This window comes from Pararhodobacter sp. (genome assembly GCF_036802785.1).
Classification (GTDB): domain Bacteria; phylum Pseudomonadota; class Alphaproteobacteria; order Rhodobacterales; family Rhodobacteraceae; genus Pararhodobacter.
In genome coordinates this window covers 1-22,691 of sequence record NZ_DAIRVN010000007.1, presented here as the reverse complement: position 1 = coordinate 22,691, position 22,691 = coordinate 1, and the positions used below count along the sequence as shown (strand labels likewise).

Genomic DNA, 22,691 nt, shown 5'->3' with positions numbered 1-22,691 from the left:
CGCTCAGCGCTGCAACAGCCCCTTCGGGTCCACCCTGGTGCGCAGTAACGAAAGCTCGTTTTCGCTGGGCAGGCGGGTTTCCTCAACCCGCTCGGCGATGCCGGGATCGAAGCCGGTACTGGCCACCACCTCGTCAACACTGCTCCAAGGGTGCACCGATTTCAGGCGCATGCGCAATGTGGCCGGGTCAAAGTCCATCGCGGCAAGGGGCGTGACGCACAGACACGGCCCGCCTGCCAGCCCGGCTGCATGGTAGCTTTCCGGCCCATCCAGATAGCCCGGAGACGTTATGAAATCGACCCGTGGCACAAAGGTGCGCTGCGAATGGTTGCCCGTGCAGATATAAAAACGCCGCGACGTCGCCGCGTAAGAGATATTGGCCGCGCCGGGGCCGCGCATCTTCGGTTTGTGAAGGGTTCCGCCGATGTGGTGCAGATTGATATTGCCGAACGCATCAATCTGCATGCCGTTGTGAAAGAAGAAATCAAGGCCGCGATGGGAATGGCCGAACAGTTCCAGAAAAGTCTCCGCAGCCTCGCAAGCCCCCAGCGCGCGATCATCGAGCATGGAGTTCCACAGCTGCCGCGGCTGCGGATTGACAAACATTTCCCCGGCGATCTGAAGGTCCGGCGCATGGGTCAGTCGCGCCAGCATCATCGCCGCCATCGGAATGGCCGCCGACGCACCGGCGGCACCCAGCTCGCCATCTCTCAGATCGCGCGCCAGAAGCACGGCCTGCATTTCCGCAGGTGAACAGGGATACCGGCTCATAGCGACGCGGCCTCTTCTTCCAGTGCCTTCATGCGCTGTGCACCGCCAACGCTTTCCACATAGGCCTGCTGTGTCAGGGCATGGTGAACATGGCGATCAAGATAGGCGCGCAGGGCCGTGTCGGCACCAGCCTCGCCCTTGCGCGCGGCTTCGGCCAGGGTTGCATACATCTCGATATGGTCCTCATCGATGCTGTAGAGCGGAAAGCTTCCGGTCGGATGGGCGCCATGCGCCGCCTCGACAATCGCATCGACATAGATGCAGGGTATGGTGGTCTCTCGTGGCCGGGCCACGATTGTCTCGGTGTCGACGATCCGGTCGACACTGACGATCACCTTTTCAGCCGCCCGCGCCATCATCTGATCGGCATAGGTCATCGTCGAAAGGTGGCGCACATTGCCATAGACATCCCCTTCCTGCGCATGAAGCAAAGCAAGTTTCGGCCTGATCGCCTGCGTGGCGTAAAGGGACTGGCCCGTGAACGGGCAGTCGATGCGGGCAATCAGGGGGTTATGCTTTGGTACGTCCGATCCGACCCATGCCGCGACAGGCTGAAAGGGCACTCCGTTGGCCGCAGCGAGATAGCCGCCGACAATCGAAAGCGCATCGACGCAATGCGCTGTTATCGCTCCGTTTTCTACCGCAGACCGAAACGTGGGGCACATGCGGTCTTCCAGTGTCACGGCTGGCAGGAACGTTTCGGCGACACAGCCTGCGGCAATCATCAGATCGGCGTCAAAGCCCGAGCCCGGCGAGGAAACCAGCTTCAGCCGGTTCCGGCCTGATCGGATCACCTCGCGGACCAAGACCAGCGGTCGGCCCTGTTTGAACAGCCCGCCAATGGCCAGCAGATCGCCATCATCCAGCCATGCGCGGATCAGTCCGCGAACGGCGTCCGGGGCAACGAGTTTCTGCGGGCGCTGTGAGGGCGCTGTCATGACCGGCCCCGCGCCTGAAACACGGTGGCATCCAGCAGCCAGGCCCCTTCGCCCGCCAGGCCGATACCAACGGGATTGACCTCCAGCCCCGCAAGGTCCGGGCCCAATCTTTCGCCAAGTGCCGCAACCCGGCCCACCAATGCAATCAGGGCATCCTTGTCGAGCTTGGGTTGACCGCGCGCGCCGTCCAGAATGCGTGCGATGCGGCATTCGTCGATCATCTCGCGTATTTCGGTTTTGTCGAGCGGAAGGATACGGGTGACGGCATCATGCATGAGTTCGGTATAAATGCCCCCGGCAGCAACCGTGAGCATCGGGCCGAATTCAGGGTCCAGCCCCAGCCCAACCAGAATTTCCGCCTTTGGCCGCACGGTCTCGGCAACCAAGAACCCCTCAAACTGTAGTTTGTGCCGCTCCGCACTCGCCAGCATCTGTGTCCCACAGGCGATGAGGGCGGCCTGATCGGCCAGACCGACAGCGACCAGCCCGTATTCGGATTTGTGCACGACGTTTTCGGCAATTCCCTTGACCGTAACCGGATATCCAATCCCCTCAGCCGCCGCGATCAGTTCCGAAAGCAACTGCCCCCGGACAAAAACTCCGGCAGGAAAGATGAGGCCATGGGCGGACAGCACGGATTTGCTTTGGTGTTCGTCCAGCGCCACAAGATCATCATCAACGCTTTGCGCACGCGCGGTTCGCCCGTTGCGCAACAGATGTGAGGGGGCCGCCTGCGCACGGGCAAAAATGGCAGCGCCCGAGACTGCTGCCACAAAGGTGTCAATGCGCTGAAATGTGGGGATCCCGGCGGTTCGAAGATCCGCCAGCGCCTGCGCATTGAAAATTTCTGCGGGCCAGATTGCCGAAATCGGTTTGCCGGTCCGTTGATGGGCTTTTGAGGCAGCCTCAACCACATCCGATGCCCAGGGTGCAACGATCGGCGTATTGGCGATGGCAATGGCATCGATCCCGGGGTCGTCGGCCAAGGCGTCCAGGCAAGTGGCAAACCCCCCCGCACGGCGAAAGGGCGTGCCGCCGATGTCAATCGGGTTGCTGGCGGACAGGAAGGCAGGCACATCCTCGCGCATCCGGCTGACCGTCGCCGGGTCAGGCACCGGAAGGCTGACAAGCCCGGTCTCTTCCAGCGCATCGGCAACGCAACCGCCAAAACCGCCGGACACGGTCAGCACCCCCATGGTGCGCGCCGGCCCGGCCTGCGCCACATAATGCGCCACCGGCAAGAGATCCTCGATCGAGCGCACATCCAGCCAGCCAAGTTGCCGGACCGCAGCCTCATAGGCGGCACGCGCACCGACCAGGGCCCCTGTATGTCCGGCAGCGGCGCGGCGACCGGCTTCCGAGCGGCCGGTCTTGTAGACCACGATGGGTTTGCCCGCCGCAAAGGCGCGCCGTGCCGCCTCCAGCAGCTGATCGGTCTGGCGAAAGCTCTCTACATAAAGCGCGATCGCCCGCGTTGCCGGATCATTCGCCAGATAGGTGATACAATCCGCAAGACCGGTCACCGCTTCATTGCCGGTCGAGATTACATAGCTCAGGCCGATGGCGCCTTGCTCCGCCGCCTCCAGAAAAGCGCTGCCCAGGGCGCCGCTCTGAATCACCAGGCCAATCCCGCCCGGTGGCCCGAGGCTGGCGCTGATCCGGCTTGTCGAACTCATCGCGATCTTTTGGTTGAAGTTGACATAGCCCGTGGTGTTTGGCCCAAGCATGACCGCACCATTTTCCCGAACGAGGCCCGCAAGCCTTGCCTGACGGTCCGCCCCCGCGGCGTCGGTTTCCGAAAAACCACCCGTGATGACGACAAAAGCCCGGCAACCAAGCCCCAGCGCCCCCTCTACCGTGACAAGGACATCATCGGCGGGGACGGATACGACCACGCAATCCGGCACATGCCCCAACGCAGCCAGCTCCGTCACGCTTTCAACACCGTCTATGGTCACCGGCGCACGGGTTACGATATCGACGAGACCGGGATAGCCATGCAGGTGCAAGTGGTCGAAAATGGCACGGCCACCAACCTGAAAAGACGCCTTTTTTGTCGATACGCCAACAATCGCGACCGAACGCGGACAGAGCAGCTTTTCAAGGGTCACTGGTTTACCCGTCGGTTGGTTTTCCTAAGGCCTTGCTTATAGACAGTCACCTCGGAGTGATCAAGAAAATAAAATAAGATTCCGCATAGTGGTTTGCGCATCGACCGCCCGCCAAAGCTAGAAACTGTATCTGTCAGGTCGTCGGGACCGCCCATTTCTGACGGCTTTTGCACAACGCATTCGCGATCGTGGCGAGCTTTCTGGCGACGGCAGTAATGATGACCTTGTGCGGTTTTCCGGCCTTGCGGAGACGATCCGCGAAGGATTTCAGGGGTAGATTCCGGTAGGGGGCAGGATCGTATCACAAGGCCCTGACGCGCCTACTTCCCTTCAATTTGAGCCTTGTGGCCGCCTTCGTGGTGGCGATGAGCGTTGTGCGCCCGTTTGGTGGCTGTGAAGGCGGCAAGATATAGGGATGATTACTTCACAACTTTGCCCCGACTTGCCGCCGCCACCGGTATTCTCCGGTGAGCAGGATGTGCGCCCATCCAAGCGGGGAGATATGCGCCAGCAGAGTGGGGTCGCAATTCAACCCGGTCCTCTGCCGCGCAGCCACGGCCTGACCGAGATGCTTGGTGTTCCTGTAGATGATGATGGCGGCGAGCAGGTTGAGGCCGGCCATACGGTAGTGCTGCCCTTCGGCGGTACGATCCCGGATTTCACCCTGTCGCCCGATGCGCAGGGCGTTTTTCAGGGCGTGATGCGCCTCGCCCTTGTTCAGGCCGATCTGGGCCCGGCGCTGCATGTCGGCGTCGAGAAGCCATTCGATGATGAAGAGGGTGCGCTCGACGCGGCCGATTTCACGGAGCGCCACGGCCAGCTCGTGCTGGCGCGGATAGGCAGCGAACTTCTTGAGCAGCTGACTGGGCGGCATAGCGCCCGTCACCATGGTGGCCGCGGAACGCAGGACGCCGGGCCAGTTCTGGATGAGGACGCCTTCGCGGATCTTGCCCCCGATCAGGCCGCACAATGCGCCCGGCGCTGACGCCGGATCGAACAGGTGGAGCCGTCTGGATGGCAGGTCACGGATACGCGGGATGAACCGGAACCCGAGCAGCGAGGTCACGGCAAAGACGTGATCGGTGAACCCGCCGGTGTCGGCATACTGCTCCGTGATCTTCCGCCCGGCCTCGTTCATCAGAAGCCCGTCCAGAATGTAGGGTGCCTCGCTCACGGTGGCCGGAATGTTCTGGGTCGCAAAGGGGCCGAACTGGTCGGAGACATGGGTATAGGCCTTGAGGCCCGGCTCGGAGCCGTATTTCGCGTTGATGAGGTTCATGGCTTCGCCCTGCCGGGCGGCGGGGAAGAATTGCCCGTCGCTGGACGCGGTCACGCCACCACCCCAAAACGTGGCCATGGGCAGCTGGGACTGCGCCTCGATCACCATGGCGAGGGCCTGGTTGATGGCGTCGCTCTCCACATGCCATCGCGACAGGCGGGAGAGCTGGAAGTAATCATGCGTGTTGGTCGCCTCGGCCATCTTGCTGAGCCCAAGATTCAAACCTTCAGCCAACAGCACGGTCAGCATCCCGATCTGGTCTTTGCAGGGCGCGCCGGTCTGCAGATGTGTGAAGGCTTCCGTGAAGCCAATATCTGCATCGACCTCCTGCAGCAGTTCGGTGATCCGTATGGTCGGCAACCGGTCGTAGAGATCGAGCACCAGCTCGTCCGCCTCTTGCGGCACCGCCGCACTCAGGCGGTCAGTTTTCAAGACGCCATTCTCGATCGACCCGCCCGGGATCGCCCCTGCGCGAGCCGCCTTGGCCAGTCGCGCCAGCCCGTCGGTCATGCGCGCCTTGCGATCGGCAAGCCAGGTTTCCGGGTCGAGCGGCACCGTCAGCCTTGGCGCGCCCTCTACCGCCTCCGCAGGAACCAGGGCCTGCTTCAGATCAGCGTAGCGCCGGGAATGGAGGAGCCAGATGTCACCCGACCGGAACGCCTCCCGCAAATGAAACAGCACCGCAACCTCCCAGAGCCGATGGCCGTCACCGGCGGCAGCGTTCAGATGGCGGTGCCATTTCGAGCCGCGCCGCAGAAAGCCAACTGGGCGGGTTTCGGGCTTTTCATCGTCTGCGATCAGCGCGGTCGCCTGCAGCAAGGGAGCTGCGATACCCGCCGCCTCGATATCGAGAACGCGCAGCATGCGCGGGGCATAGCGCCGGAACCGAAGATAACCTTGGCCAACATGGGTCAATGGGTCTGCGGCCATCGTGTGCGTCAACTCGGCGGCGGTGGCGACCAGCCCTTCGAGCCGACCCCACCCGCAAGCCAGCTCTGTCGCCTGATCCAAGGAAGACCCATCGCTTCTGGCGTCCAGCAGGGCCGACCCGAGAGATTTGAAGGCGCGCAGGGTGTCCTGCACCGCCGCCTTTGCGTCGGCGATTTTGGCGTCGCACAGCCTCTTCGCGCCCTGCCAGGTCTTGCCGACGATCCGGTCATGGGTCTCGACCACCGCGTCGGAAATCGCGGCACACCACTCGACGGCGCAAACCGCGAGAATGGCCAGGCGGCGGTCGCTGCTGATGTCACGCAGACCATCGGCAAAGTAGCGTTCGCCCTGACGCCGCAGGCCGGTCACCCGATGGGGTGGAATGCCCGCGAGGATATCTAGCGAGATGTTCAGATCCCGCAGAACCTCCAGCCGATCGAGGAGGCGGCCAACATCGGCCGAGTTCTGACCAACCTCGAATTGGCGCAGCCAGACGAACCGGCTGACCTTGCCCTCGATCATTTCCGTGAGCAGGGCATCAAGGCGGGCTTTCATGATCTCATCCAGCCGGGCCACGATGGCGCTATCGATCCGACGTTTCGCCGCGACAAGCGCATCCGCACAGAGACGCTCGATGACGGATACACCCGGCAGAACAGTCCGGGTCCGGCGGCACTCTTCGACAAACCGACGGGCCAGATCGTGGTTGGACGTCGCGTTCTCCGCCTCGCCTGCCAGCCAGGCCTTCAGTTCCCGCGCGCGATGACCGGAGAACATCTTGAAGCCGTAGACTTGGCGCAAGTCGACCAGATGCCTGCGCCGCGTTACGTCGGTCTCGGCGTAACGGGAAAGCTCATCCATCTCTTCGCCAAGCTGTGCGGCGATGAAGCGGCTGATGGCCTCTGGAATGACCTCCCCCGACACCAACAGTCGGCCAGGATACCGGAACGCACAAAGCTGAAGGGCGAAGCCGAGGCGATTGCGTGCATGGCGACGGGTTCGAATGACGTCAATGTCCTCATCTGACAGCGTGTAGTGGTGGAGGATGCTGGCGTCGTCTGTCGGAAGGTCGAACAGTGCCGCGCGTTGGCGGGCGGTCAGAATAGAGCGTCTTGGCATGCGGGATTGTCCTTGTTAGTCATTAGTCTGTTCAGGACAATTCCCGCACCAGCAAAACCAACGACTTGCAAGGCCCGATTCAAAGGGGGTTCAAATGGGACAGCGCGCCGCTATCTATGCCCGGGTTTCCACGTCCGACCAGTCCTGCGAGCGGCAGGTCACGGAGCTCACCGCGTTCGCCGAGCGCGGCGGGTATGACGTGGTGGGAGTGTTCAAGGAAAAAGCCTCTGGCGCGTCCGACAATCGCGTTGCGCGCAACCGGGTACTCGACCTGGCGCAGGCACGACAAATCGACGCCATCCTGGTCAGCGAACTTTCTCGGTGGGGGCGGTCCACTCAGGACCTGCTGGATACCCTGAACAGGCTCGCCGGCTGGAAAGTCTCCGTTGTAGCCATGAGCGGCATGACCTTCGAAGTAGAGACGCCACATGGTCGAATGATGGCCACCATGCTGGCCGGGATTGCTCAGTTTGAACGCGATCTGCTCAGCGAAAGGGTGAAATCCGGGCTCGCCGCCGCAAGGGCGCGAGGAAAGAAGCTCGGTCGCCAGCCAGGACAACGCCCAAAATCCGACAAGCTCGCGCCAAAGGTCATTCAAGCCGTGGAAGACGGTCGATCATACCGATGGATCGCCCGCGACCTTGGGATCAGCAAAAATACTGTGCTCGATATTATGAAGCGGCAGCGACAGAGTTCCTTGTGATACGATCCTGCCCCCTACCGGAATCCACCCCCAGAAGCCGTGGGGAAATGGCCTACCGAAGCATCCGTGACGACATTCTTTCCTGTCGGCTGGCGCCCGGCAGCAAACTGTTGCTCAATCCGATGGCCGAGCGTCTGGGCGTCAGCCTGAGTGTCGTGCGCGAAACGGCAAGCAGGCTTGCGGCAGAGGGGCTGTTGATCGCGCAGTCGCAAAGGGGGTTTGTCGTGCCGGGGATCGACCGCGACGACCTGATCGAGCTTACGGATGCCCGTATCGAGGTCGAATGCCTCTGCCTGCGCGAAGCCGTCCGCTCAGGCAACATGGACTGGGAAGTTGACGTGCTGTCAGCCTATCACCGGCTTGAACACACACCCGTGCACAGCGCCGACCCGGCCATGAAAGACCACTGGGCCGAGTTGCACGCGGCCTTTCACCACAGCCTTGTGGCCGGAGGCACCAACCGGTGGTATCTGCGCATCCGCGAGACGCTGTTTGCCCATTCCGAACGCTACCGCCGCCTGTCGGTGGCGCTGCAACAGGAACAGCGCGACCTTGAACAGGAACACAAGGCCCTGATGGAGGCCGCCATCGCCCGCGATGCCGAGCTCGTCTGCGAAAGAATTCGCGCCCATCTGTCGCTGACCATCAAGATCCTGCTTGACGCGGGCATCTGCGAACCGGGTGCGGGAACCCGGAAATGAGGGGCGCGCGGATGTCGCGTTTGCGTGCCCCGGTCGGTGAAGGGGCCGTTTGTGCCGCTCAGATGTCGCCAGCGGTATCTGGGTCGACCGGGCCATCGACATAGCGAAAGCCCTTTTGCAACAACGCCTCGCGCAGGCCCAGAAGATCCAGCGTATGCGCACCCTCACGCAGCCTTGCGCGCATCGCTTCCTCCTTGGCGATGCGGGCCTGCGCCTCTGCCAGAACCGCGGCGGCCGTGCGCCGTGCAACGACCACCACGCCGTCGTCGTCGCCCAGAACCACATCGCCCGGCACCACGCGCTGCCCGCCGCAGACAACCGGCACGTTGACCGCGCCCAGGGTTTCCTTGACCGTTCCCCGCGCCGAAACCCGGCGCGACCAGACCGGAAAGCCCTGCGCGCGCAGCACGGCGACATCGCGGACCCCGGTATCAAGCACCACGCCCGCGCCGCCGCGCTGCTTGACATATTCTGCCAGAACATCGCCGAAATAGCCGTCATCGCTGGGCGAAGTGGTTGCCACCACCAGCACATCGCCGGGCTGCATCAGTTCGATGGCGACATGCAGCATCCAGTTGTCGCCCGGCGCGCAAAGGGCCGTCACGGCAGAGCCGCCCATGATCGCGCCGGGCACGATGGCACCGAGACCGGCGCCCATTGAACCGGTGCGGCCCTGCGCCTCGTGCACGGTCGCCACACCAGCCCCGGCCAGCGCGGCAATCACCGCAGGTTCCGCGCGTTCAATCTGCCTGACAGCAACACCCAGCATGCGTCTTTTCTCCCTGACCTGAATTCATTCTGTTGACGCCGTTTCCTGCCCCTGTTCTGCCATGGAATGAGGCGCGGAACAGGGGGAAAACCATGGGCAAGGACATTATCGACTATCACTGGCAGCGATACCCTGATGTTCATGGCTTTGCGCAATGCCAAAGAGCCCCTTGATGTGTCGCCACGCCATGATGCCGGGCTGGCCGAATGTTCCCGGGGCGCGAAGCTGTCGAAACCGGGGAAATAGGGCCGCCTGCGTTTTCGTGCCCGTGATCTGCTCGTGACCTGAATGCCTGCTTCGCAGAAGTCTGTTTGTTCAGAAAAGGGGGGGCGCTGCCCCCGTCCGCCCTGCTGCGCAGAGCGGACTCCCCCGGGATATTTCCAGACAGGAAAGGGCAGGCGAGGGTATCGTTGCAACCGGTCGATTATTATGCGGGCGGCGATGGTCTGACCGGTGCCCCAGCCCCGCCATCGACCACCAGCGCGATCTTGCCGCCCGGCCTGAACCTTCGCAGGGGGCACCCTTACGCGAGCATCTGCGTATGGCCGCAAACCGATACCGCCTCGCCCGATATCGTGCGGGCGTTGCGGCTTGCGAGGAACAGGACCTGACCGGCGATTTCGGCGGGTTCGACATAGGATTTTATCGCGGTGCGCGAGAAGGCCGCGGCTTCGACCTCGGCGAAGCCGTGGCCCTGTTTTTGCGCCTTGGCCTCAAGCACCCGGCGCTGGCGGTCGCCGGCGACGAGGCCGGGCAGGACGGCGTTGACCCTGATCCGGTCGGGGCCAAGTTCGATCGCCAGCGATTTCGTGAGCCCGATCACCCCCCATTTCGCCGCCGCGTAAGGCGTGCGCAGCGCGAACCCCAGCCGCCCGGCAAGCGAGGATATGTTGACGATCGACGCGTTGTCCGAGGTCCGCAGGGCCGTGACCGCCCGCCCGACCGCCAGATACTGCGCGGTCAGCCCGATACGCAGGCAGTGGTCCCAGTCGGCAAGTTCGATATCCTCGATCCGTGCGGTCGGCCCGGCGATGCCGGCGTTGTTCACCAGGCAATCGAGCCCGCCCAACGCGGCGATCGCATGGTCGATGAAGCCGGTGAAGGCCGGGGCATCGGCCACGTCCACCCGCTCGGCGATCACGCTGGCTGGCAGGGTTGCCAGCGCGGCTGCGTCGATGTCGCAGGTGGCCACCCGCGCCCCTTCGGCCAGAAACCCCTCGACGATGGCGCGACCGATGCCCGCCGCCCCGGCTGTCACGATCACCCTTGCCCCCGCAAGCCCCAGATCCATCGCCCCACCTCTCTTTTCAGCTCATGTTTCTTTGGCCCTGAGCACTTCGCGCAGGATGTAATCGGCCGTTGTCTGGATATCGCTGCGCAGTGCGGCGCTGGCGGCATCGGCATCGCGCGCCTCGATGGCGTCGAGCATCGCGGCATGGGCGCGCACGGAATGGGCGTTGCGCATCCGACGTGTCGGCAGGCCGATGTCGAGGCTGATCATCGGCCCCGCGCGCAGCCAGTTGGTCGAGATCATCTGCATGAGCGTGCGCGATTCCGACGCGGTATAGATCGAGAAATGCAGCTTCTGGTTCAGCATCACCGCCTCATCGGTGCCCGGGCTGGTCATGGCCTCGGCGAAGGCGTGGCTGAGGGCGCGCAGCTCGGACATGATGGCGGGTGTGATCCTGGGCGTGGCCTTGCGCACCGCGTGGCTTTCGGTGAGAATCCGCATCTCGGTCAGGTCGCTGAACTCCTCGGCTGTCAACCGCGGGACCACGATGGCGCGGTTGCGCTCCGCCGCGAGCGCGCCTTGCGCGACCAGTCGGCTGACGGCCTCGCGCACCGGCATCGCCGACACGCCGTGCTGTTCGGCGAGTTCACGGATGGAGGTGCGGTCATCAGGGCGCATCGCGCCGCTCCACAAGAGCGATTCGAGCATTTCCTGAACCTGCTCGGTCAGCGAGCGCTGGCGGACAGGCAGCTTTCCCGGTGAAACGAACGGCATGGATGACTTGCCCGGATTGATTGACACCGCTCTATTGTAATATCTATGATCTGAGATCACAATGAGAATCGGAAACGGTTCCGGGGCACGGGGCTTGATGCGGGGGATTGGGGGATTGTCGATGCCAGTGATTGCGATCATCGGGGCGGGGCTGATCGGCCGGGCCTGGGCTTTCGTCTTTGCCCGCGCCGGGATGGAGGTGCGGGTCTGGGACCATGACCCGGCGGTGCTCGACCGGCTTGGCGAGGGGGTGGCGGCGATGGTCGCCGGGACAACGCCGCACGACCGCGCCGGGCCCGCGCCCGAGGGGCTGACCGCGCGCATCCGCCCCTTCGCCACGCTCGAAGAGGCGCTGGCGGGGGCCGATCTGGTGCAGGAGAGCGGCCCCGAGGTTCTGGAGATCAAGCAGGCGATTTTCGCCGATCTGGACCGGCTCGCGCCGCCTGAGGCGGTCATCGCCTCGTCCAGTTCGGCGCTCATGGTATCGCATTACGCCGATGGTCTGGCGGGGCGCTGGCGGTGCCTGGTGGGCCATCCGGTCAACCCGCCGCATCTGGTTCCGGTGGTCGAACTATCGCCCGGCCCCGGCACCGGGGAACGGGCGATGGCGCGTGCCGAGGAGATCTATCGTGCCGCCGGGCAGGTGCCGGTGCGGCTGGCGCGGGAAATCGACGGTTTCGTGCTGAACCGGTTGCAGGCGGTGGTTCTGGCCGAGTCGCTGCGGCTTATCGCCGAGGGGCTGGTGACGGTCGAGGGGCTTGACGACACGGTCCGCCACGGGCTGGGGCGCCGCTGGGCCTTCATGGGGCCGATGGAGACCATCGCGCTGAACGCCCCCGGCGGCGTGGCCGATTACCTTCTGCGCTACGGCCCGATGATGGCGCGGCTGGTCGACGATTGCGCGCGCGGCGAGGCGTTCACGCCCGAGGTTGCGCGGCAGGTCGGCGAAGCCTTCCCCGGCCTTGAGGGCGAGGCCGTGCGCCGCCGTCAGGCCTGGCGCGACGGTGAACTTGCCGCGCTCGACCGCCATCTCGCCGACCGCCGCGCGGCGGCGGCGCACGACTGACATAAGGAGAGAACCCATGGCCAAAGGCCGCAAAGTCGTCATCACCTGCGCCGTGACCGGCGCGATCCACACCCCTTCCATGTCGCCGCATCTGCCGGTCACCGCTGCCGAAATCGCCGAGGCGGCGATCGGCGCGGCCGAGGCCGGGGCGGCGGTGATCCACCTTCATGCCCGCGACCCGCAGGATGGCCGCCCCGACCAGAGCGCCGAGGCTTTCACCCCCTTCCTCGGGGTCATCAAACAGGCCAGCGACGCGGTTTTGAACATCACCACCGGCGGCGCGCCCACCATGTCGATCAAGGAGCGCATCCGCCCGGCGGTGGCGTGGAAGCCCGAGCTTGCCTCGCTCAACATGGGGACGATGAATTTCGGCCTGTTCCCGATGCTCGCCCGCTTCAAGGAGCTGAAGCACGAATGGGAGCGGGAATATCTGTCGAACAAGGACATCATCTTCCGCAACACCTTCGGCGATATCGAACATGTGCTGGAAACCGTCGGCGCGGGCGGCACGCGGTTCGAGTTCGAATGCTACGACACCGCCCATCTCTACAACCTCAAGCATTTCCACGATGCCGGGCTGGTCAAGGGGCCGCTGTTCATCCAGACCGTGTTCGGGCTGATGGGCGGGATCGGCGCGCATCCCGAGGATGTGGCACATATGAAACGCACCGCCGACCGGCTGTTCGGCGACAATTATCGCTGGTCGGTGCTGGGGGCGGGCAAGAACCAGTTGCCCATCGCCGCGATGGCCGCCGCGATGGGCGGCAATATCCGCGTGGGGCTTGAGGATTCGCTCTGGGCCGGTCCCGGCAGGCTGGCTGAAAGCAACGCCCAGCAGGTCCGCGCCGCCCGCCAGATCATCGAGGGGCTGGGGCTGGAGGTTGCCAGCCCTGACGAGGCGCGCGAACTTCTGGCGCTCAAGGGTGGCGATCAGGTTGGATTTTAGGGCGATGACGCCGGACAACGCAACACGCGCGCGCCGCCATGGCGGGCGCGGCATATCCTGTGGAGAGGCCGCCAGATGACGCCGCAACCCTCTTTTTCGCTCGCCGGGCGCCGCGCGCTCATCACCGGGGCGGGGCGGGGCATCGGCCGTGCGATTGCCGATGTCTATGCGCAAGCGGGGGCCGAGGTCTGGCTTTGCGCCCGCAGCGCGGATGAGATCGACGCGGCGGTTACCGAGCTGCGCGGCGCGGGCCACAAGGCCCATGCGCTGGTCGGCGACGTGACCGATGTGCCGGGTTTCGCGGCCGCCGTGGCAGCGCTGCCGGGGCTGGAGATTTTCGTCAACAACGCCGGTGCCAACCGCCCCAAGCCGCAGCTTGAGGTGACCGAGGACGATTTCGACGCCATCGCCGGGCTTAATCTGCGCGCGGCCTTTTTCGCGTTGCAGGCGGTGAGCCGCAAGATGATCGAGGGGGGCCGGGGCGGGTCGATCATCAACATGTCCTCGCAGCTGGGCCATATCGGCGCGGCGCACCGCACGCTCTATTGCGCCACCAAATGGGGGATCGAGGGGCTGACCAAGGCAGTGTCGATAGAACTGGCGCCGCATGGCATCCGGGTGAACACGATCTGCCCGACCTTCGTTGAAACGCCGCTGACCCAGCCCTATTTCGAAGACCCGGCCTTTCTGGATCATTGCCTGAGCCGGATCAGGCTGGGCCGGCTGGGGCAGGTGGGTGACATCACGGGCGCCGCGCTCTATCTGGCGTCGGAGGCATCGAGCCTGATGACCGGTTCGGCGATGATGCTGGACGGCGGCTGGACGGCAGGCTGAGCGGTGGGCGGCGCACTTAACGCCCCGCCCACCGGGGCGGGCGGCGCTCAAGAAAGGCGCGGGCGCCCTCTCTGGCATCCTCGCTTTCAAGACATTCCTCAAGCAGCCGCCGGTTCCCGGCGAAAAGTGCTTCGTCGTGCACGAAGCCATCGGACAACCGGCTTGCGGCGAGGGTGTTGCGAATTGCCAGCGGTGCCTGCGCGGCGATCTCGCGCGCCAGATCCAGCGCCGACGGCAGGCCCTCGCCCGGCGGGCAGCGGCGGCTGAGCAAGCCCAGTTCCCAGGCTTCAGTGGTGTCGAAAAGCCGTCCGGTCAGCAAGATCTCGCGCGCGCGCGCCGGTGGTATCAGGCTGGCCAGCCGCAACGCGCCGCCCGCCCCGGCGATCAGGCCGCGCGCCACCTCGGGCAGGCCGAACCGCGCGCCTTCCTCGGCGACGATCATGTCGCAGGCCAGCGCCAGCTCGAACCCGCCAGCCACCGCCGCGCCGTGCACCGCCGCAATGAGCGGTTTGGCGCGCGCACGCTCGGTCAACCCGCCGACGCCGCCGGGGCCGAAAAGAATGCCCTCATGGGCGCCATCGGTGAAGGCGGCCAGATCCATTCCGGCGCAGAACACCGGCCCCTCGCCCGCCAGCACGCCCACCCGCAACGCCGGGTCGCCCTCCAGCCGGTTGATCGCGGCGGCGAGCGCCTCGCTCATCGCCGCGTCGATGGCATTGCGCCGCCGGGGCCGCGAAAGCGTGATCACACCCACCGCGCCCCGCGCCTCGAACAGCACCGGCGCATTCATGCCGACAGCTCCCGCGCCATTTCCCGAAGCCGGGCGCGGATCGTCTTGCCGGTGGTGGTGGCGGGCATCTCATCGATGAAATGGATCGCGCGCGGAAATTCATAGGCGGCAAGCCGGGTGCGCACATGATCGGCGATGGCGGCGCGCATCGGATCGGACGGCGCATGGCCCGGCGCCAGTTTCACGAAGGCCGCCACGATCTCGCCGCGTACCGGGTCGGGCTGGCCGACCACCCCGGCCATCTCAACCGCCGGATGGCCGATCAGGCAATCCTCGATCTCGGCGGGGCCGATCCGGTAGCCGCCCGACGAGATGATATCATCGTCCCGCCCGATGAAGCGCAGCCGCCCGTCGGCGCGGCGCTCGCCACGGTCGCCGGTCAGCAGCCAGCGCCCTTCCGGCCCCTCGACGAATTTTTCCGCCGTTGCCTGAGGGTTGTTCCAGTAGCCAAGGAACATCACCGGGTCAGGCGCCAGAACCGCGATAGTGCCCTCGACCCCGTCGGGCTGGGCCATGCCGGTGGCCGGGTCGATCACCTCCACCCGGTGGCCGGGCACCGGGCGGCCCATGACGCCGGGAACCGGCTCTTCGATTGCCGAGCAGGCGCTGACGATCATGTTGCATTCCGTCTGGCCGTAGAATTCGTTGATCGTCACACCCAGCGCCTTGCGGCCCCAATCCAGCAACTCGGTCCCCAGCGTCTCGCCGCCCGAGCCGACGGAACGCATTTTCAGCGCCCAGCCCTGACTGGCCGGATCGGCCTTCATCATCTTGAGCGCGGTGGGCGGCAGGAAGGCGTTGCGCACCTTGAACCGGGCGATCAGGTCATGCGCGGCCTGCGGGGTGAATTTCGTAAACCGGCAGGCCACGACCGGAATGCCGTGATGGAGCGCGGGCAACAGCACATCAAGCAGCCCGCCGATCCAGGCCCAGTCAGCCGGGGTCCAGAACAGATCGTCCGGCGCGGGCAGGAAATCATGGCTGACCTCTACCCCCGGCAGATGCCCCAGCAGCACCCGATGCGCGTGCAGCGCCCCCTTGGGGTTGCCGGTGGTGCCCGACGTGTAGATCAGCACCGCCGGGGTCTGCGCACTGGTGGCGACGGGCGTGAATGCGGGCGAGGCGGCATCGAGCGCGGTGGCGAAATCGCGCAGCCCGGCGAGCCCGGCACCCGGCGCGCCGGGGGCGGGCAAGCCATCGACAAGGAAGATATGCTCCAGCGCGGGCAGATCGGCGCGTATCCCGGCGATGCGCGACAGGCTGGCGCGGTCGGTCACCAGCACGCGCGCGCCGCTGTCGCGCAGGCGGTGCAGCAGCGCCTCGGGGCCGAAAAGGGTGAAAAGCGGCAGCGACACGCAACCGGCCTTGAAGGCCGCGATATGCGCCACGGCTGTTTCATGGCGCTGGGTGAGCAGGATCGCCACGCGGTCGCCCGCCGCCCCGCCGTCCGCGCCGCCGTCCGCCGGGCCAAGCCCCAGCGTTTGCAGCGCGTTGGCGAAGCGGTTGGCAAGCGCGCGCAGCCTGCCATAACTCATGCGGGTCTGCGGCCCGTAGCCATTCTCGCCAACCTCGATCAGCGCCAGCCGGTCGGGCTCGGCATCGGCCCAGCGGTCGCAGACATCCACGCCGATATTGTAGGCTGGCGGAACCTCCCAGCGGAAACCGCTGATCAGGGCGCCGTAGTCACTGGTTTTGCGAAGCATCGCTCTCCTCCCGTCCCGCCGCGCCGGGCCGAAGGGCCCCTTGTCAGCCCGAGCATGGCATGAAGTGAACGCTTGTTCAATTCCTGCCATGCCTCCCGGAAACCCGCCTCAATAGGCCGCCCGGAACAGCGCCTCGTAATCGGCCCGGGTGGTGTATCGCGGGTTCCAGCGGTTGTAATCGGTATCGAACGCGCGTTGGGCCAGATCGGGCAGGCTTTCCTCGCTCACCCCCACCGCGCGCAGTTGCGACGGGATGTCGAGGTCGCGGCAAAGCCGCTCAATCCCTTCCACCGCCCGCCGCCCGGCCTCCAGATCCGACAGCCCCGCCACGTCAAGCCGCATCGCCCGCGCCACTTCGGCGAAGCGCGCGGGATCGGCGAGCAGGTTGAAGCGCGCCACATGCGGCAGGCAGACCGCGTTGGCCAGCCCATGCGGAACCGCAAACCGCCCGCCAGCGGCCATCGCCATGCAATGCACATTGCCGGTGCCCGTCTGACCAAAGGAAAGCGCCGCCAGCGCCGAGCCGCATTGCATCTGCAACGCGTGAACCGGGTGGGCGCGGTTGGCGACATGGGGGCGGATATGATCGTGGATCATCCGCATCGCCTGCAGGTTCACCGCGTCCGACATCAGGTTGGATTGTTTCGACAGGTAGGATTCGAAGGCATGGACGAAGGCGTCCACCCCCGAATGCGCGGCCACATGCGCCGGGGCGGTGCTGACCGCCAGCGGATCGAGCACGGCATGCGCCGCCGGGCCAAGCACCGGGTGACGGATCGCCATTTTCACGCCGCGCCCGGTATCGGTGATGACACAGGCGCCCGAAACCTCGGCGCCGGTGCCGGCGGTGCTGGGAACCGCGATCATCGGCATCGGCAGCACCGAGAAGCGCGAAATCCCCTCGAAATCAGCGATCTGGCCGGGGTTGGTCATCATGATGGAAACGGTCTTGGCCACATCGATCGCGCTGCCGCCGCCAAGCGCCAGAATCGCCTCGGCGGCATGGCTGCGGGCCAGATCGAGCGCGGCATGGACCGACGTATCCTTTGGTTCGGGCTCGATTTCGCTGAAGCGGGCCAGCGCCACCCCTTGCCCGTCAAGCGCCGCGGTGATTTCGGCGAAAATCCGGCTTTCCACCAGTGCCGGATCGACAATGGCCAGCATCCGCCGCCAGCCCTGCGCCGCCGCGATCTCGGGGATGCGGGCGCGGGCGCCGACACCGAAATGCACCCGCGTGGGGCAGGAAAAGAAGGCCGGTTCGTTCGAAAAGATCTGCATGGTGTCTGTCCTGTCCGCGTCAGTCGGGGTCTGGCAGCTCAAGCGCAAGCAGCGCCGAGGAAAGCGATTTGCCGTGAGTGTCGAGCGCGAGCGAGCGCAGCACGCCGCCGCGCAGCGCACCGGTCATGACGAAATTGAGGGCGTGGAGCGCGGGCAGCTCATAGCGCGTCACACCGCCCCGCACCTGCCAGCGGAAATGCTCGGCCACCCGCCCGGCGGTAAGGTGGCGCAGCAGAAAGGGATAATCCGCCGGATCATAGACAAAGACGGCGATGTTCGAGGTGTCACCCTTGTCGCCGCTGCGGGCATGGGCGATGTCATGCAGCCTCATGCCTGCGCCTCCGTCACCATTTCGAACCCGGCATGCACCTGCGCCGCGTCGATGAAGCCCGAGGCGATGGCGACGATCCGGCGCACGGATTTCCACGCGCCGCCACCGCCCGCAGGCCCGTTCGTGTAGAGCGATTCGACCTCGTTGCCGATCCGCGCGGCCTCGGCCTCGGCGGCGCAGCGGCCCGCCACCCGCAACCGCACTTCCCACGGTTCGGCCCCGCGCGACAGGTCCGGCCCGTGCAGCGCATCGACCCCGATCAGATCGAAGCTCAGCTCATCAGCCGCAAGCCCGATCAGCCGCAACCGCTCGCGCACGATCTCGCGCGCCAGCCGGGCCCGCGCGGGGGCGCCCGGCCCGGCATAGGCGATCTGGCCCTCGCCGATCCAGCCGTCGAGATAGCCGACCGAGACCTTGAGCTTTCCCGTCCGCGCCCGGCCACCGGCACCCGAGGCCCGGATGCTGTCGGGGCCCAGTTCCTCAAGCCGCACGCCTGAGAAATCCGCCACCACATTGGGCTGGATATAGGCCGCCGGGTCATGCACCTCGTAAAGCAGTTGCTCTTTCACCGTGCGCAGGCTGATCCGCCCGCCCGAACCCGCGACCTTGGAAAGGGTCACGCCGCCATCCTCACCCACCTCGCCGATGGGAAAGCCAAGCCGGTGCATGTCAGGCACCTCTTTCAGGCCGGGTTCGGCGAAATATCCGCCGGTGAGCTGGCCCGCGCATTCAAGCAGATGGCCCGCCAGCACGCCCTGTCCCATCCGCGCCGGATCATCGGGCGACCAGCCGAATTCATGCATCAGGGGGCCAAGAAACAACGCCGGGTCCGCCACGCGCCCGGTCACCACCACCTCCGCCCCGGCGGCAAGCGCTGCCGCGACCGGTTCGGCACCCAGATAGGCGTTGGCCGAGATGATACGCGCGCCAAGGTCGGCGCTGGTGCCGCCGATATCCAGCGCGACCGGCGCGCGTTCGATCAATGACAGCACATCGTCGCCCGTCACCGCCGCCACCCGCAACCCGTCAAGGCCCAGTTCCCCGGCGATTTGCAGCACCCGGCGCGCGGCGGCACGGGGGTTGGCGGCCCCCATGTTGGTGACGATCCGCACCCCCTGCGCGCGGCAATCGGGCAGGACGGCGCGCATCCGTGCCTCAAGCAGCGGGTCGTAGCCCCTGAGGGGATCGCGCCGCGCCTCGCCCTGCGCCAGCGCGATGGTGCGCTCGGCCAGGCATTCGAAAACGAGATAATCAAGCCGCCCGTGCCGGGCAAGCTCGATCGCGGGTTCGATCCGGTCTCCCGAATAGCCGGCACCCGTGCCCAGTCGAATCCTGCGCATCAACCCTCCCGTTTTAAACAGGGCGCGACGATGGCCCCGGCGATTCTTTTCATGGGTGTCGCAACCCGGGTGTCAGGGTAAAGCCCTTTGCAGCGCATTCACAATAGAAACAGAGCCGCGATCACGATTCTTTTGACGAGAGCGTCGTATTTTATGCCCAACGGGCCCATTCTCTGGTGACACGTCGGCAACGCACCGCCTTAAACATGAGAATGGATCAAATATCCCCTTGCCGAGAGGGCGGTTGATGTCGAACATGGCGGCAATTCTTTCCGGTTTCAGGACTGGATATCGATTCGATGTTTTTCGGAGAACATAAATGACAGCGAGTGAAACCGGCCCCGGCGCGACAACCGCGCGCATCGAGGGTATCCGCAACATGAGCCCGGCCGAGCGGCTGGCCGCAGTGGCCCGCGCCGCGCCCGGTGCGGGCGATCTCGGGGCGTTTTCCGATACCGAGGCACTGGCGCTGGAACGCGCGAACGGGATGATCGAAAATGTCGTGGGCACGTTCCAGTTGCCGCTGGGGATCGCCACCAATTTCACCGTCAATGGCCGCGACTATCTGGTGCCGATGGCGGTCGAGGAACCGTCGGTGGTGGCTGCGGCCTCGTATATGGCGCGGATCGCACGCGCCAACGGCGGCTTCCAGACATCGAGTTCGGGGCCGATCATGCGCGCGCAGGTGCAGATCGTCGGGATAAGCGATCCGCATGGCGCGCGGCTGGCGCTGCTGGGCGCGCGCGACGAGATCCTGGCGCTGGCCAATTCCCGCGACAAGGTGCTTGTCGGGCTTGGCGGCGGCTGCAAGGATATCGACGTGCATGTGTTCGCCGACACACGGCGGGGGCCGATGGTGGTGCTGCATCTGCTTGTCGATGTGCGCGATGCGATGGGCGCGAACACCGTCAACACGATGGCCGAGGCCGCCGCCCCGCTGATCGAAAAGGTCACGGGCGGCGAGGTGCGGCTGCGCATCCTGTCCAACCTGGCCGATTTGCGACTGGCCCGCGCCCGGGTGCGGCTTTCGGAAGCCTCGCTTGCTACCGCCGAATTTTCCGGCCGCCGGATGATCGACGGTATTCTTGACGCCTCGGAACTTGCCGCGATCGATCCCTACCGGGCAACGACCCACAACAAGGGGATCATGAACGGGATCGACCCGGTGGTCGTGGCCACCGGCAACGACTGGCGGGCGATCGAGGCGGGGGCGCATGCCTATGCGGCGCGCAACGGGCGCTATACCGCCCTGTCCACCTGGGAGGAGGACCGCGAGGGCGGGCTGGTTGGAACCATCGAAATGCCGATGGCGCTCGGCCTTGTGGGCGGCGCCACCAGAACCCATCCCGCCGCCCAGACGGCGCTGCGGGTGCTGGGCGTGCGCTCGGCGCAGGAGCTGGCCGAGGTCACGGTGGCGGTGGGGCTGGCGCAGAACATGGCGGCGCTGCGGGCGCTGGCGACCGAAGGGATCCAGCGCGGGCATATGGCGCTGCACGCGCGCAACATCGCCATTCTCGCCGGGGCCTTGGGCGCTGAGATCGAGCAGGTCGCAACCGCGCTCGCGCGCGACAAGGACGTGCGCACCGAGCGGGCCGAGGCCCTTCTGGCCGAGCTTCGCAAATGAAGGATGGGAGGCGAAAGCCTCCTGTTTTCAGCTATTTGCGATAATTTCAGGCGGTGAGGATCCGTGCCATCGACGCGAGAAGCAGCTTGTCGGTGCCCAGCATGAACACCCGCACCCCGCGCCCGCGCCACTCTTCCATCCGGGCGCGCAGGGCCGCCGGATCAGTATCAAAGAGCGGCAGGACCGGGGTGACACCATGCGCCGCGCAGGCCGCCAGAACCCGCTCGATCGCCGCCGTCACCCGCGGGTGATGCAGATCGCCGCCAAGCCCCATATCGACCGAAAGATCGAAGGGCCCCAGCATCACCACCCGCACCCCCTCGACCGCGACGATCCGCTGGATGCCCCCTATCGCCGCGCGGTTCTCGATCAGCGGGATGCAAAGCACCTCGCTGTCGCTGCGCCGGGCGAAACCCGGCCAGTCCGTCACCGCCTGCCCGCCCGCCCGGATGCAGGGGCAGGCCCCGCGCCCGCCGCCCGTGCCGTAGCGCGACCAGCCAATCGCCGTGGCGATCCCGGCGGCATCGCGGACCCCCGGCAGCACCACCGCCCGGAACCCGGCATCGAGCGCCTTGGTCATCAACATCCGCTCAAGCGCCGCGATCCGCACCATCGCGGGCAGGCCGCAGGCATCCGCCGCGCGCAACAGATCCTGCGCGCGTTCCAGGCCGAAGGCGGTGTGCTCGGTGTCGATCACCGTGAAGTCGAAACCGGCGCCGCCCAGCACCTCCAGCGCGTCGGCCGAGGCGATCTGCGACCAGGTGCCGACCAGCCCTTCACCCGCGACAAGGCGGTCGATGAAGCTGCCCGCACCCGTGCTATTTCCCATGCGCGATCCCCCCGTATGTCGCCCAGGCCGAGCCCGCCAGCCAGCCCGCATCGACCGGAAGGGTAATGCCGGTGATGGCGCTGGCGGCGTCGTCGACAAGAAAGGCGATGGCGGCGGCGATCTCGTCGGGGCGCACCATCCGGCCCAGGGCGGAGGGATGGGTAAGATCCTCCAGCCGCCGGTGCCCCGCATCGACCCGGCCCATCAACTGCTCGGTGGCGACATAGCCCGGCGCGACGGCATTGACCCGCACCCCATGCGGCCCCCAATGCCCCGCCAGCGTGGCGGTGAGCGACACGATCGCCGCCTTGCCCGGCCCATAGGCGAACAGCGGCAGCGGGCGCAGCGCGGTGATCGAGGCGATGTTGACGATCGCGCCCTTGCCGCGCGCGCGCATCGCACGGGCAAAGGCCCGGCTGGCGAGGAATGTGCCACGGTAATTCACGTCCCAGATCAGGTCGTGCTCATCGAGGTTCATTTCATCGACCCCGATATTGTTCTGCATGATACCGGCGGAGTTCACCAGCGCATCGGCCGCGCCGTAATCCGCCGCCACCTCGTCGGCGAGCCAGGGCAATCGCATATGGCTCACGCGACTAAGCCATTGAGAACGTTTCGGAGAAA

Annotated in this window: 20 protein-coding genes; 6 read left to right on the top strand and 14 right to left on the bottom strand. The window is 65.8% G+C overall.

Going from position 1 to position 22,691, the window contains the following annotated elements:
* Positions 1–3 precede the first annotated feature (3 nt).
* The 4 genes from V7Q53_RS04410 to V7Q53_RS04395 all read right to left on the bottom strand — a co-directional run bounded on the left by V7Q53_RS04410 (position 4) and on the right by V7Q53_RS04395 (position 7,148).
* Entirely contained in the window at positions 4–771 is a 768-nt protein-coding gene (locus tag V7Q53_RS04410) for a CoA-transferase subunit beta (RefSeq protein WP_333827193.1), read from the bottom strand.
* Complete coding sequence (locus tag V7Q53_RS04405) at positions 768–1,709, bottom strand: CoA transferase subunit A (RefSeq protein WP_333827192.1); 942 nt, start codon at positions 1,707–1,709, stop codon at positions 768–770. Before V7Q53_RS04405 ends, V7Q53_RS04410 begins: the two co-directional genes overlap by 4 nt.
* Positions 1,706–3,820, bottom strand: coding sequence for an acetate--CoA ligase family protein (locus tag V7Q53_RS04400; RefSeq protein ID WP_333827191.1), 2,115 nt, complete (start codon positions 3,818–3,820; stop codon positions 1,706–1,708). Before V7Q53_RS04400 ends, V7Q53_RS04405 begins: the two co-directional genes overlap by 4 nt.
* A 424-nt stretch (positions 3,821–4,244) precedes the next feature.
* Positions 4,245–7,148 carry a Tn3 family transposase gene (locus V7Q53_RS04395; protein ID WP_333827190.1) on the bottom strand — a complete coding sequence of 968 codons (2,904 nt, stop codon included), beginning with the start codon at positions 7,146–7,148 and terminating at the stop codon, positions 4,245–4,247.
* Between the two features lie 94 nt (positions 7,149–7,242).
* Between V7Q53_RS04395 and V7Q53_RS04390 the strand changes: the two genes are divergently transcribed.
* Both V7Q53_RS04390 and V7Q53_RS04385 read left to right on the top strand, forming a co-directional pair.
* Positions 7,243–7,851, top strand: coding sequence for a recombinase family protein (locus V7Q53_RS04390; RefSeq protein ID WP_036742596.1), 609 nt, complete (start codon positions 7,243–7,245; stop codon positions 7,849–7,851).
* A gap of 47 nt (positions 7,852–7,898) precedes the next feature.
* The gene (locus V7Q53_RS04385; RefSeq protein ID WP_333827189.1) at positions 7,899–8,552 is read left to right on the top strand and encodes a GntR family transcriptional regulator; all 654 of its coding nucleotides are present in this window, start codon (positions 7,899–7,901) and stop codon (positions 8,550–8,552) included.
* A gap of 58 nt (positions 8,553–8,610) precedes the next feature.
* On the opposite strand, the gene V7Q53_RS04380 is transcribed toward V7Q53_RS04385, so the two are convergent.
* The 3 genes from V7Q53_RS04380 to V7Q53_RS04370 form a co-directional block, all read right to left on the bottom strand.
* On the bottom strand, positions 8,611–9,321 hold the full coding sequence (locus tag V7Q53_RS04380) for a 4-carboxy-4-hydroxy-2-oxoadipate aldolase/oxaloacetate decarboxylase (RefSeq protein WP_333827188.1): 711 nt from the start codon (positions 9,319–9,321) through the stop codon (positions 8,611–8,613).
* Between the two features lie 523 nt (positions 9,322–9,844).
* On the bottom strand, positions 9,845–10,612 hold the full coding sequence (locus V7Q53_RS04375; protein ID WP_333827187.1) for an SDR family oxidoreductase: 768 nt from the start codon (positions 10,610–10,612) through the stop codon (positions 9,845–9,847).
* Positions 10,613–10,633: 21 nt separating this feature from the next.
* Positions 10,634–11,326 carry a GntR family transcriptional regulator gene (locus tag V7Q53_RS04370; RefSeq protein ID WP_333827186.1) on the bottom strand — a complete coding sequence of 231 codons (693 nt, stop codon included), beginning with the start codon at positions 11,324–11,326 and terminating at the stop codon, positions 10,634–10,636.
* Positions 11,327–11,447: 121 nt separating this feature from the next.
* On the opposite strand from V7Q53_RS04370, the gene V7Q53_RS04365 reads away from it, so the two are divergent.
* From V7Q53_RS04365 to V7Q53_RS04355, 3 genes are all read left to right on the top strand, one after another.
* The gene (locus V7Q53_RS04365) at positions 11,448–12,392 is read left to right on the top strand and encodes a 3-hydroxyacyl-CoA dehydrogenase (RefSeq protein ID WP_333827185.1); all 945 of its coding nucleotides are present in this window, start codon (positions 11,448–11,450) and stop codon (positions 12,390–12,392) included.
* Positions 12,393–12,408: 16 nt separating this feature from the next.
* Entirely contained in the window at positions 12,409–13,338 is a 930-nt protein-coding gene (locus V7Q53_RS04360; protein WP_333827184.1) for a 3-keto-5-aminohexanoate cleavage protein, read from the top strand.
* Between the two features lie 75 nt (positions 13,339–13,413).
* Positions 13,414–14,172, top strand: coding sequence for an SDR family NAD(P)-dependent oxidoreductase (locus V7Q53_RS04355; protein WP_333827183.1), 759 nt, complete (start codon positions 13,414–13,416; stop codon positions 14,170–14,172).
* 16 nt (positions 14,173–14,188) lie between these two features.
* On the opposite strand, the gene V7Q53_RS04350 is transcribed toward V7Q53_RS04355, so the two are convergent.
* The 5 genes from V7Q53_RS04350 to V7Q53_RS04330 all read right to left on the bottom strand — a co-directional run bounded on the left by V7Q53_RS04350 (position 14,189) and on the right by V7Q53_RS04330 (position 19,614).
* On the bottom strand, positions 14,189–14,962 hold the full coding sequence (locus tag V7Q53_RS04350; RefSeq protein ID WP_333827182.1) for an enoyl-CoA hydratase-related protein: 774 nt from the start codon (positions 14,960–14,962) through the stop codon (positions 14,189–14,191).
* On the bottom strand, positions 14,959–16,665 hold the full coding sequence (locus tag V7Q53_RS04345) for an AMP-binding protein (RefSeq protein ID WP_333827181.1): 1,707 nt from the start codon (positions 16,663–16,665) through the stop codon (positions 14,959–14,961). The genes V7Q53_RS04350 and V7Q53_RS04345 overlap by 4 nt, the downstream gene beginning before the upstream one ends.
* A gap of 108 nt (positions 16,666–16,773) precedes the next feature.
* Complete coding sequence (locus V7Q53_RS04340) at positions 16,774–17,943, bottom strand: iron-containing alcohol dehydrogenase (RefSeq protein ID WP_333827180.1); 1,170 nt, start codon at positions 17,941–17,943, stop codon at positions 16,774–16,776.
* Positions 17,944–17,962: 19 nt separating this feature from the next.
* Complete coding sequence (locus V7Q53_RS04335; RefSeq protein ID WP_333827179.1) at positions 17,963–18,274, bottom strand: AtuA-related protein; 312 nt, start codon at positions 18,272–18,274, stop codon at positions 17,963–17,965.
* On the bottom strand, positions 18,271–19,614 hold the full coding sequence (locus V7Q53_RS04330) for an acyclic terpene utilization AtuA family protein (protein ID WP_333827178.1): 1,344 nt from the start codon (positions 19,612–19,614) through the stop codon (positions 18,271–18,273). The genes V7Q53_RS04335 and V7Q53_RS04330 overlap by 4 nt, the downstream gene beginning before the upstream one ends.
* 319 nt (positions 19,615–19,933) lie before the next feature.
* On the opposite strand from V7Q53_RS04330, the gene V7Q53_RS04325 reads away from it, so the two are divergent.
* The gene (locus tag V7Q53_RS04325; protein WP_333827177.1) at positions 19,934–21,238 is read left to right on the top strand and encodes a hydroxymethylglutaryl-CoA reductase, degradative; all 1,305 of its coding nucleotides are present in this window, start codon (positions 19,934–19,936) and stop codon (positions 21,236–21,238) included.
* A 46-nt stretch (positions 21,239–21,284) separates the two neighbouring features.
* Here the strand turns inward: V7Q53_RS04325 and V7Q53_RS04320 are convergent, their stop codons facing one another.
* Both V7Q53_RS04320 and V7Q53_RS04315 read right to left on the bottom strand, forming a co-directional pair.
* Positions 21,285–22,067 (bottom strand): HpcH/HpaI aldolase family protein, encoded by a 783-nt coding sequence (locus tag V7Q53_RS04320; RefSeq protein ID WP_333827176.1) that lies wholly within the window; start codon positions 22,065–22,067, stop codon positions 21,285–21,287.
* Positions 22,057–22,650 carry an SDR family NAD(P)-dependent oxidoreductase gene (locus V7Q53_RS04315; RefSeq protein WP_333827175.1) on the bottom strand — a complete coding sequence of 198 codons (594 nt, stop codon included), beginning with the start codon at positions 22,648–22,650 and terminating at the stop codon, positions 22,057–22,059. Before V7Q53_RS04315 ends, V7Q53_RS04320 begins: the two co-directional genes overlap by 11 nt.
* Positions 22,651–22,691: the final 41 nt, after the last annotated feature.

Excerpts from the sequence above, each read along its gene's own strand:
- V7Q53_RS04410 (WP_333827193.1), bottom strand. The coding sequence starts at position 771 with ATGAGCCGGTATCCCTGTTCACCTGCGGAAATGCAGGCCGTGCTTCTG.
- V7Q53_RS04405 (WP_333827192.1), bottom strand. The coding sequence starts at position 1,709 with ATGACAGCGCCCTCACAGCGCCCGCAGAAACTCGTTGCCCCGGACGCC.
- V7Q53_RS04395 (WP_333827190.1), bottom strand. The coding sequence starts at position 7,148 with ATGCCAAGACGCTCTATTCTGACCGCCCGCCAACGCGCGGCACTGTTC.
- V7Q53_RS04390 (WP_036742596.1), top strand. The coding sequence starts at position 7,243 with ATGGGACAGCGCGCCGCTATCTATGCCCGGGTTTCCACGTCCGACCAG.
- V7Q53_RS04385 (WP_333827189.1), top strand. The coding sequence starts at position 7,899 with ATGGCCTACCGAAGCATCCGTGACGACATTCTTTCCTGTCGGCTGGCG.
- V7Q53_RS04380 (WP_333827188.1), bottom strand. The coding sequence starts at position 9,321 with ATGCTGGGTGTTGCTGTCAGGCAGATTGAACGCGCGGAACCTGCGGTG.
- V7Q53_RS04375 (WP_333827187.1), bottom strand. The coding sequence starts at position 10,612 with ATGGATCTGGGGCTTGCGGGGGCAAGGGTGATCGTGACAGCCGGGGCG.
- V7Q53_RS04370 (WP_333827186.1), bottom strand. The coding sequence starts at position 11,326 with ATGCCGTTCGTTTCACCGGGAAAGCTGCCTGTCCGCCAGCGCTCGCTG.
- V7Q53_RS04365 (WP_333827185.1), top strand. The coding sequence starts at position 11,448 with ATGCCAGTGATTGCGATCATCGGGGCGGGGCTGATCGGCCGGGCCTGG.
- V7Q53_RS04360 (WP_333827184.1), top strand. The coding sequence starts at position 12,409 with ATGGCCAAAGGCCGCAAAGTCGTCATCACCTGCGCCGTGACCGGCGCG.
- V7Q53_RS04355 (WP_333827183.1), top strand. The coding sequence starts at position 13,414 with ATGACGCCGCAACCCTCTTTTTCGCTCGCCGGGCGCCGCGCGCTCATC.
- V7Q53_RS04350 (WP_333827182.1), bottom strand. The coding sequence starts at position 14,962 with ATGAATGCGCCGGTGCTGTTCGAGGCGCGGGGCGCGGTGGGTGTGATC.
- V7Q53_RS04345 (WP_333827181.1), bottom strand. The coding sequence starts at position 16,665 with ATGCTTCGCAAAACCAGTGACTACGGCGCCCTGATCAGCGGTTTCCGC.
- V7Q53_RS04340 (WP_333827180.1), bottom strand. The coding sequence starts at position 17,943 with ATGCAGATCTTTTCGAACGAACCGGCCTTCTTTTCCTGCCCCACGCGG.
- V7Q53_RS04335 (WP_333827179.1), bottom strand. The coding sequence starts at position 18,274 with ATGAGGCTGCATGACATCGCCCATGCCCGCAGCGGCGACAAGGGTGAC.
- V7Q53_RS04330 (WP_333827178.1), bottom strand. The coding sequence starts at position 19,614 with ATGCGCAGGATTCGACTGGGCACGGGTGCCGGCTATTCGGGAGACCGG.
- V7Q53_RS04325 (WP_333827177.1), top strand. The coding sequence starts at position 19,934 with ATGACAGCGAGTGAAACCGGCCCCGGCGCGACAACCGCGCGCATCGAG.
- V7Q53_RS04320 (WP_333827176.1), bottom strand. The coding sequence starts at position 22,067 with ATGGGAAATAGCACGGGTGCGGGCAGCTTCATCGACCGCCTTGTCGCG.
- V7Q53_RS04315 (WP_333827175.1), bottom strand. The coding sequence starts at position 22,650 with ATGCGATTGCCCTGGCTCGCCGACGAGGTGGCGGCGGATTACGGCGCG.